The organism is Caballeronia sordidicola, from assembly GCF_002220365.1.
Classification (GTDB): Bacteria; Pseudomonadota; Gammaproteobacteria; order Burkholderiales; family Burkholderiaceae; genus Caballeronia; species Caballeronia sordidicola_C.
In genome coordinates, this window is record NZ_MTHB01000272.1 from 19,250 (window position 1) to 27,466 (window position 8,217).

The 8,217-nt window shown below is 61.2% G+C and carries 10 protein-coding genes; 9 read left to right on the forward strand and 1 reads right to left on the reverse strand.

What is annotated here, in order from left to right:
• The first annotated feature begins 25 nt into the window (after positions 1 to 25).
• The 7 genes from BSU04_RS39080 to BSU04_RS39115 all read left to right on the forward strand — a co-directional run bounded on the left by BSU04_RS39080 (position 26) and on the right by BSU04_RS39115 (position 6,315).
• Positions 26 to 994 (forward strand): MlaD family protein, encoded by a 969-nt coding sequence (locus tag BSU04_RS39080; RefSeq protein WP_089165573.1) that lies wholly within the window; start codon positions 26 to 28, stop codon positions 992 to 994.
• A 146-nt stretch (positions 995 to 1,140) separates the two neighbouring features.
• Positions 1,141 to 1,776: an ABC-type transport auxiliary lipoprotein family protein gene (locus BSU04_RS39085; RefSeq protein ID WP_373452917.1), complete on the forward strand. Its 636-nt coding sequence runs from the start codon at positions 1,141 to 1,143 to the stop codon at positions 1,774 to 1,776.
• A 99-nt stretch (positions 1,777 to 1,875) separates the two neighbouring features.
• Positions 1,876 to 3,051, forward strand: coding sequence for a VanZ family protein (locus BSU04_RS39090; protein ID WP_089165575.1), 1,176 nt, complete (start codon positions 1,876 to 1,878; stop codon positions 3,049 to 3,051).
• 65 nt (positions 3,052 to 3,116) lie between these two features.
• Complete coding sequence (locus BSU04_RS39095; protein WP_089165576.1) at positions 3,117 to 3,449, forward strand: (2Fe-2S) ferredoxin domain-containing protein; 333 nt, start codon at positions 3,117 to 3,119, stop codon at positions 3,447 to 3,449.
• Between the two features lie 11 nt (positions 3,450 to 3,460).
• Complete coding sequence (locus tag BSU04_RS39100; protein WP_089165577.1) at positions 3,461 to 4,093, forward strand: alpha/beta hydrolase; 633 nt, start codon at positions 3,461 to 3,463, stop codon at positions 4,091 to 4,093.
• 636 nt (positions 4,094 to 4,729) lie between these two features.
• Positions 4,730 to 5,941 (forward strand): D-alanyl-D-alanine carboxypeptidase family protein, encoded by a 1,212-nt coding sequence (locus BSU04_RS39110; protein ID WP_089165579.1) that lies wholly within the window; start codon positions 4,730 to 4,732, stop codon positions 5,939 to 5,941.
• Positions 5,942 to 6,042: 101 nt separating this feature from the next.
• Positions 6,043 to 6,315, forward strand: a complete 273-nt coding sequence (locus BSU04_RS39115) for a DUF493 family protein (protein WP_089165580.1) — start codon at positions 6,043 to 6,045, stop codon at positions 6,313 to 6,315.
• Here the strand turns inward: BSU04_RS39115 and BSU04_RS39120 are convergent.
• Complete coding sequence (locus BSU04_RS39120; RefSeq protein ID WP_089165581.1) at positions 6,299 to 7,279, reverse strand: transcriptional regulator GcvA; 981 nt, start codon at positions 7,277 to 7,279, stop codon at positions 6,299 to 6,301. The two genes, BSU04_RS39115 and BSU04_RS39120, sit on opposite strands and share 17 nt — an antisense overlap.
• Before the next feature lie 122 nt (positions 7,280 to 7,401).
• On the opposite strand from BSU04_RS39120, the gene BSU04_RS39125 reads away from it, so the two are divergent.
• Positions 7,402 to 7,728: a DUF2917 domain-containing protein gene (locus BSU04_RS39125; RefSeq protein ID WP_089165582.1), complete on the forward strand. Its 327-nt coding sequence runs from the start codon at positions 7,402 to 7,404 to the stop codon at positions 7,726 to 7,728.
• Positions 7,729 to 7,924: 196 nt separating this feature from the next.
• On the forward strand, positions 7,925 to 8,217 hold a 293-nt coding region (locus BSU04_RS39130; RefSeq protein WP_179258596.1), incomplete at its 3' end, for a transposase.

Genomic DNA, 8,217 nt, shown 5'->3' on the forward strand with positions numbered 1-8,217 from the left:
ACGTAGTAAAAAAAGGAACCTGCTGATGGAAAACAAATCCCATGCGTTCTGGGCCGGTCTGTTCACTATCGGGCTGTTGGTCGCTATCGGCCTCGCGGTGTTCTTTTTCAACGTGGACCGCACCGTGCGCGTGCCGTACGACCTCGTCGCGCGCACCAACGTGACCGGTTTGTACACCGATGCCGACGTCCGGTATCGCGGCTTGGGCGTGGGCAAGGTGACGTCCATCAAGTTCGATCATGCCAATCCGGGGCAGATCCGCATCCGGATCGAGGTCGACAAGAACGCGCCGATCACGCAGTCCACGTTCGCTACGCTCGGTTTTCAGGGCGTGACGGGGATTGCATTCGTGCAACTCGACGATACCGGCAAGAATCCGGCGCCGCTGACGTCATCGACGCAAAATGTGGCATCGCTGCCTTTGCGGCCGGGTTTGTTCGACCAGTTGCAGCAACGAGGCGACATCCTGATCAAAAAGTTTGAACGGATTGCCGACGACGCGGACAGATTCCTCTCCGACGACATGCGCGACCAGGTGCAGCAGACCGCCAAAAGCCTGCAAGGCGCGGCTGACAGCATTGCTGTGTTGAGCAAGCAGGTCGGCCCGGTGGCGGAGCAACTGCCACGGACGCTGAATCAACTGGACCGGACGCTCGCTTCGACCAATGCGCTCGCGAACAGCCTGAGCCGGTCTGACGGCCCGTTCGTGACCAACATGAACCGGGCGGGTGAGGCGGCGGAACGTGCCGGCCGGGTGATGAACGAAGTCAACGAGTCGTTGCAGGAGATGGCCGCGCGGGTGGGTTATGAGACCTTGCCACGCGTGAATTCCCTGGCCGACGACGTCGGCAGTGCGGCGCGCTCGGTGGATCACGCCGCCGAAACCTTCAACCGGAATCCGCGCAGCCTGCTGTTTGGCGCGCCGCAGCCGACGCCGGGGCCTGGCGAGCCGGGTTTCCAATGGCCGTCGGCGCCATCGAATCCGTCGAAATGAAGTGGTGAATGAAGTTGTAAAACATGGCGCAGAACCATCGGCACCGGATCCGCTGCCCGCAGAAATTTGGCGGACTAGAGTGCGATGTCCAAGCGTTTTTGATCTTGAAATAGGGAACTGTGATGCCACACACGATCTTGCAGGCGATGCGCTTATCCAAGCGCGCTGCGCGCCCGCTGCCGCGGGCGCGCTCCGGTTTTATCAGCCTGGCCGTTGTTGCCATGCTCGCAGGTTGCGCGTCGGGACCGCCGGCGGCGGTGTCGAATATTCGTTACGACCTGGGCTCGCCTACGCCGCTCGGCAACACCATGAACATGCCGCCGGTGAAAGTGCTGGCGGTGAGCGCCGCGAAGAACCTGGATACCGACGCGTTCGTGTATCGCTTGAAATATGCCGATGCCCAGCGCACGGGCAGTTATGCGGATAGCCACTGGACCATGTCGCCGGCGGAGTTGCTCACGCAGCGCCTGCGTGCGGCGCTGGCCTCGCGCGGACCGGTGCTGACCGGTGCCGACCCGGTGCGTGCGCCCATGTTGCAGGTCGATCTGACGAACTTCGAACAAGTCTTCGATGCCCCCGAGCAAAGCCACGGCGAGGTCTCGGCGCGGGTGACGTTGTCGCAGCATGGGCAGGTGGTCAGCCAGCGCACGTTCATTGCGCGGGCGCCTTCGTACACGGCTGATGCCGCCGGCGGCGCGCGTGCGCTTGCCGCAGCTTCCGACGACCTGATCGCGCAAATGGCGGCATGGCTCGGCGTGCAGCCGCTGGTCGCGTCGCAGTGACCGCGTTGAAAGCCGCGAACGTGCTCAGGACCGCCCAGTGATTGCCACGTATGCCGACGCGGCGCGCTGCACCACAGGGCAAGAGCGAGGGCGGCGCGCATGATTCTCAAGCACTGGCAGCGCCGGCCGTCCGCGCTCTCGCGGCAGGCGCTGGCGGTTTATACAATGCTGATCGTGTACGGGTCGCTGTATCCGTTTACCGGCTGGCGAACGCTCGGAATCGGCCCGTTCGCGTATCTCACCGATCCGCTGCCGCAATATCTCACTGCGTTCGACGTCATTACCAACGTGCTCGGTTACATGCCGTTCGGCGCGCTGGCCGTGCTTGCGCTCTATCCGCGCTGGCGCGGCACGCTTGCGGCGGGTGTTGCGTTTATCGGCGGGGCGATGTTGTCAGGCTCGATGGAAGCCGTGCAGACCTATCTGCCCACACGTGTGGCGTCGAATCTCGACCTGGCCGCAAACGCCCTCGGCGCGCTGCTGGGTGCGGCGCTCACCGCGCCCGCCACCAGCATGCTGCTCGACCGAGGCTTGCTGCGGCGTATGCGTTTCATGTGGTTCGAGCGCGATGCCGCGTACATGATCGGCTTATCCGCGCTCTGGCCGTTCGCCGCGATGTATCCCGCGCCGTTCCTGTTCGCTGTCGGCGATTTGCCGCGCGTGCTCTGGTCGAGCATCGACCCGGTCATGCAGGACACGCTGCTCGCGTGGACACCTGCCGCATGGAACGTCGCGGCGTGGCCGGCGCACTTGGGCGCCAAGCTTCCCGACGGCGCCTGGCAAACGCTCATCACCTCGCTGAACCTGTTTGCCGCGCTGGTGCTGGCCACGTTGCCGATGCGCACCCGCGCGCCCCGCGTGCGACTGCTGCTTGGCCTGGTGATCGCGACACTCGGCGCGAAGGCGGGCGCGACGTTCCTGCAATCGCGCTCCGGGCTCACGTTTAACTGGGCTACCGACGGCGCCATTGCCGGCATAGCGTGCGGAACGCTGGCGGGTCTGCTTTCCCTGCGATGCTCGCGGGCGTGGCGTGCGACGCTGGCCGGTCTTGCGCTTATCGTGGCGCTGGTGCTGGTGAACCTTCTGCCGGTCAATCCCTACTTCGATATCGTGCTCGCCGACTGGCGCCAGGGGCGTTATCTGCATTTCAACGGTCTGTCGCAGTGGCTTGCGTGGGTGTGGCCGTATGCCGCACTTGGCTGGCTGGCATCGACTGCGGAGCGCGCATTTCTCGCCCGGCGGCGTGACGGCGGCGAAAAGCGCCGGTCGTTATAATCGGCTAAAAGCAACACAAAGCAACACAAAAATCCCACGACATCAAACATCTTCCGGCCAAGCTCATGGATCCGTTCTACAAATATCACGTGTTCTTCTGCCTCAACCAGCGCGACCCCGACGCCGCGCGTCCGAGTTGCGCGAATTGCAATGCGCAGGCTATGCAGGAGTATGCGAAAAAGCGCGTAAAACAGCTCGGGCTCGCGGGCGACGGCAAGGTCCGCATCAACAAGGCAGGCTGCCTCGAGCGCTGTGAACTGGGGCCCGTCGTCGTCGTGTATCCCGAAGGGACCTGGTACACGTATGTGGATGAAGCGGATATCGATGAAATTGTCGATTCGCATCTGGTGAACGGCAAGATCGTCGAGCGTTTGCTGATCGATCAGCCCGTGGTCTGAGGGCTCACGCAATGAACACGCAGACTGACAGATTTCTGATCGAAGGGCCGGTGGGCAAGATTGAAGTCGCGCTGGATCGTCCCGCCGACGGAGCGCCTACGCGAGGCATTGCGCTGGTTGCGCACCCGCACCCGCTGTTCGGCGGCACGATCGACAACAAGGTCGCGCAGACCCTCGCGCGCACGCTTGTGCAGCTTGGGTACGTCACGTATCGCTCGAATTTTCGGGGCGTGGGTGAAACGCAAGGCGAGCATGACAACGGCACGGGCGAACGCGACGACCTGCTGGCCGTGGTCGCTCATATGCGCGCGCAGCCGGGCCAAGCCGATGTGCCGCTGGTGCTCGCCGGTTTCTCGTTCGGCACCTTTGTGATGTCGCATGTGGCGAAGCATTTGCGCGATTCGGGCGAGGCCATTGAGCGGATGGTGTTCGTGGGGACGGCGGCGAGCAATTGGCAGGTGGCCGAGGTGCCGGACAACACGCTGGTGATTCACGGTGAAGTGGACGAAACCGTGCCTATCAGCTCCGTGTACGAGTGGGCGCGACCACAGGAATTGCCCGTGGTGGTGATTCCCGGCGGCGAGCATTTCTTTCATCGCAAGCTGCATGTGCTGAAGAAGATTATCGTCGACGCATGGCGTTGAGCCGGCCTCGGCTTGACGCTTCACTAATACAAACCTTCTGTTGAATCAACGCGCGGCGCGAGGCTTTCAAAGGCTTTGCGCCGCAGCCGTTTTTATCCCTCTATTCACGAATCCCCTGCACATCCCGCCACTTTCGCGGTAAAAGCGGTTTGGCGCACGCGTATAATGGCGCAGACTTTTGCGCGACCGCTTGTCGGTTCTGCGCTCGCCGTAGCGCATGCGGCACGTGTCCGGCGTCTGCAAGACCGGGTACGCCAAGCCCATGCGCCGCTCGAGTATCGAAGCGCGCGGAGGTCAGTCCAGCGAGCGTTTCACGCCGCGCCGGCGGATCAAGGATTCAACCAGGCTCTAGCCGGGTTTGTCTGGGGTTTTTGCAGTGTTGCGTGCTTTACGTCGTGGTTTAAAGTTGTCCGTCATTCAGGGCAGTTCGAACGCGATTTAAGAGCCGTCAAACGAAAACCGATGCAACCCAAGCGGTCCTGACAGGTCCAATCGATCCGCTATCGCGCGACGTCCGACGATGTCATAACCCAAGCGCTCTACTGGACTGACCCTCCGCCTGTACAACCCGTGCGTTGCGTGTTTCCTTGAAGGGAATGCCTGACTCGCCGATGTTTTTTCTGCCGATCCGAACCTATGCGCTTTTCCCCTTCAAGCTTGTCCTTCGTCGCTCCGTCCTCCATTCACCGCGCTGTCACTGCCGCTATCGTCTTGCCTGCGACACTTGTCGCGGCGACTGCGTTTGCGCAAGTGCCGCCGCCCGATGTCACGGCGCATTCGTGGGTTCTCGTCGATGCAACCAGCAATCAGGTGCTTGCTTCCGGCAACCCGGACGAGCGCTCGGAGCCGGCGTCGCTGACCAAGCTCATGACCGCTTATCTTGTCTTCGACGCGCTCAAGTCGAAGAAGATCAACATGGACCAGACGGTCATGCCGAGCGAGGCTGTGCGCCGCGTAGGCACGGACGAGTCGCGCATGTTCATCGAGGCGAACAAGCCGGTGACCGTGCACGATCTCGTGTACGGCATGATCATCCAGTCGGGTAATGACGCCGCTATTGCATTGGCTGAACTGGTGGGCGGCAGCGAGTCGAATTTCGTCGCGCTGATGAACGCGGCGGCGAAACAGATCGGTATGAAGAATACGCATTTCGCCGATGTGAACGGCATGCCCGACCCGCAGCATTACACCACGGCGGGCGATCTGGCCGTGTTGTCCACGCGCCTGATTCGCGATTTTCCCGAGTACTACAGCATCTTCTCGGTGAAGGATTTCACCTATAACAAGATCAAGCAGCCGAACCGCAATCGCTTGCTGTGGATTGATTCGACCGTCGATGGCCTCAAGACCGGTCATACCAAGGCTGCCGGATATTGCCTGATCGCCACGGCAAAACGTCCGCTGGACGGTGTGCCCGACGCGAGCCGCCGTCTGGTCGCCGTGATGATGGGCGAGCCGAAAGAGCACAACCGGGTTCAGGACAGCCTGAAAATGCTGAACTACGGCTATACGGCCTATGACGCGCTGCGCCTTTATAAGGCGGGTCAGGTGATCGAGTCGCCGCGTGTGTACAAGGGCACCGACAACCTGGTGAAGGCCGGCGTGGAGACGGATCAGTACATCACGGTGCCGAAGGGCATGGGCGACAAGGTCAAGCCGACGGTCACGCATAACGACACCATCGTTGCACCGATCAAGAAGGGCCAGCAGGTTGGAACTGTAAAGATGATGGCGGACGGCAAGGAAGTGGCGCAGTTTCCGCTGGTCGCTTTGCAGGACGTGCCGCAAGCCGGTTTTGTCGGCCGGACGTGGGACTCGCTGCTGATGATGTGGCAAAAGAAGAAGTAAGCGGCAAGGCAGGGGCGGCGGTTGGAATTGTGTGATCCGGCTCCATCTATGCTTGCTGTAAGACGCCCGGGTGGACCGGGCGTCCTGTGATGGAGAACACCATGAGCTCACCCGATATCGACGCCCTGTTCGATTTCCCCTGCGATTTTCCGATCAAGGTGATGGGCGCGACGCATCCGGAATTCCGCAATGCCGTCGTGACCGTAATCCGAGAATTTGACGACGAGTTCGATATGGAGCGCATTGAAGTGCGTCCGTCGTCGGGCGGTAAATACACTGGCTTGACCGTTACCGTGCGGGCGCAAAGCCGTGCACATCTCGACGATATCTATCGTGCGCTGACCGGTCACCCGATGGTCAAAGTGGTACTTTGAGCCTGGGCTCAGGCGCGACCGGCAGCGACTGCACGGGTGCATCGCAGGCTGCCGGCGTGCACTCGTAGAGCTGCTTGAAGCGCATGATTTCATCGAAGAGCCAGGTGCGAAAGAGTTGCACGCGTTGCGTTCCCAGCAACGCGTGCGGGCACACGAAGTAGTAATTCCACGGGCTCGGCCCGTCGACATTGAACAGGCGTACGAGCCGGCCCGCCACGATTTCTTGCATGGCAAGCGATCGGCGCACGAGCGCGATTCCCTGGCCTTGAATGGCCGCCTGCAGCAAATTCGATGAATCCTCGTACAAAACCCCACGCTTTGGCTCTGGACAGTCCACGAGTCCGGCTGCGTCGAACCATGGCTTCCAGAGCTCGTCGTGCGAGCGCAGCAGCGGCGCGTCGGCCATGTCGGCGGGCGTGCGCGGCAGCTTGCCGCCGTTAAAGTTTGGCGAACACGCAGGGAAAAACACTTCATCGAGCAATTCTTCAGCATGCAATCCGGCATATTTGCCCAAGCTGCTGAAGCGGATGGCGACGTCCACGTCGTCGCGGGTGAAATCGGTCAGCGTGTTGGTCGAGAGGAGTTCCAGATTGATTTCCGGATGCTCCTCGATAAACCCGCCGATCCGCGGTGTCACCCAGCGGGCTGAGAAAGACGACAGCATCGACACCACCAGCCGCCGGTCCCGTTCGCCCGAACGCAGGCGGCGCGTGGCCTCGGCGAGGGCGGAGAGCGTGGCGCGAACCTCGGTGGCATATTGGCGGCCAATGTCCGAGAGGCGTACGCGTTTGCCGTCGCGAACAAAAAGCGTGACGCCGAGATCGGCTTCGAGCGCACGGATCTGGTGGCTGACGGCGCCATGGGTGACGAAAAGTTCGTCGGCGGCGCGTGAAAAGCTTTCGTGACGCGCAGCGGCTTCGAACGCGCGCAGCGCATTGAGGGCGGGGAGTTGTCGGAGGTCCACGGGCGGTCTCTCGAGTGGTGTATGTGAATTTATCTCACAAACTGAAGAAAATTGCTCGTTTTGCTAAAACGTATGCTGAGCCTATCTTATAGCCATCAACACGATTTTTGGCGGAGGCTGTCATGCGAGAAATATCCACAAGCATCACGTTTGAGATTGGCGATGGTGAAACCGTTCCGATGAAGATTGGCCGCAGCGTCCGGCTTGTCGTTCAGGGTGCGCCGGTGTGGGCTACGCGTAGTAACGATACGGAAGATTACTGGCTCGTGCCGGGCGATTCCCTGAAGCTGCGTGTGCGTGAGCGGCTGTGGCTGAGTACGGAAAAGGGGCGCACCGCGCAGGTGGTGTTCACATTGGCGCCCCGGGTGGATCAGCGCGCGATTGGATGGCTGGCGCGCGGTTTCGAGAAGCTCGTCGGACGGTTCCGGTCCGGGTGGAGGACGGTTTAAGAGGGTTTCTCGTTCACGCTCGGGTCGTTGTTTGGTTGGTTAAGCTCGCGTCTGTGGACCAGAGGGTCCGCTGGCGCGAGCGAGCGCAGCAGTAGGTGATTAGCGGTCAAGGTTGGTTTTTCATCTTGACCGGGGGTGTAATTAGTTTTGTGTAAACGGTCATTTGGCAGGAGACTGCCAGTATCTAGGAGCAACGATGACCGTCGTGAAGCGCAACAAACGAGTAAAGCCCGATCCTGAGTTGGTCAAATTGGCGGACAGCCTGTTGGCGAACTACCAGAAACCTGAGGATTTGATTGGCGAGAATGGGCTGCTCAAGCAGCTCACCAAGATGTTGGTCGAGCGGGCTCTGGAAACCGAGATGTCCGAGCACTTGGGCCACGGCAAGAGCGAAGCGGTGACCAATGCCACGGGCAATACCCGCAACGGCCACAGCGCAAAGACGTTGCAAGGCGAGTTTGGCGAATTGCCGCTCGATATCCCGCGTGA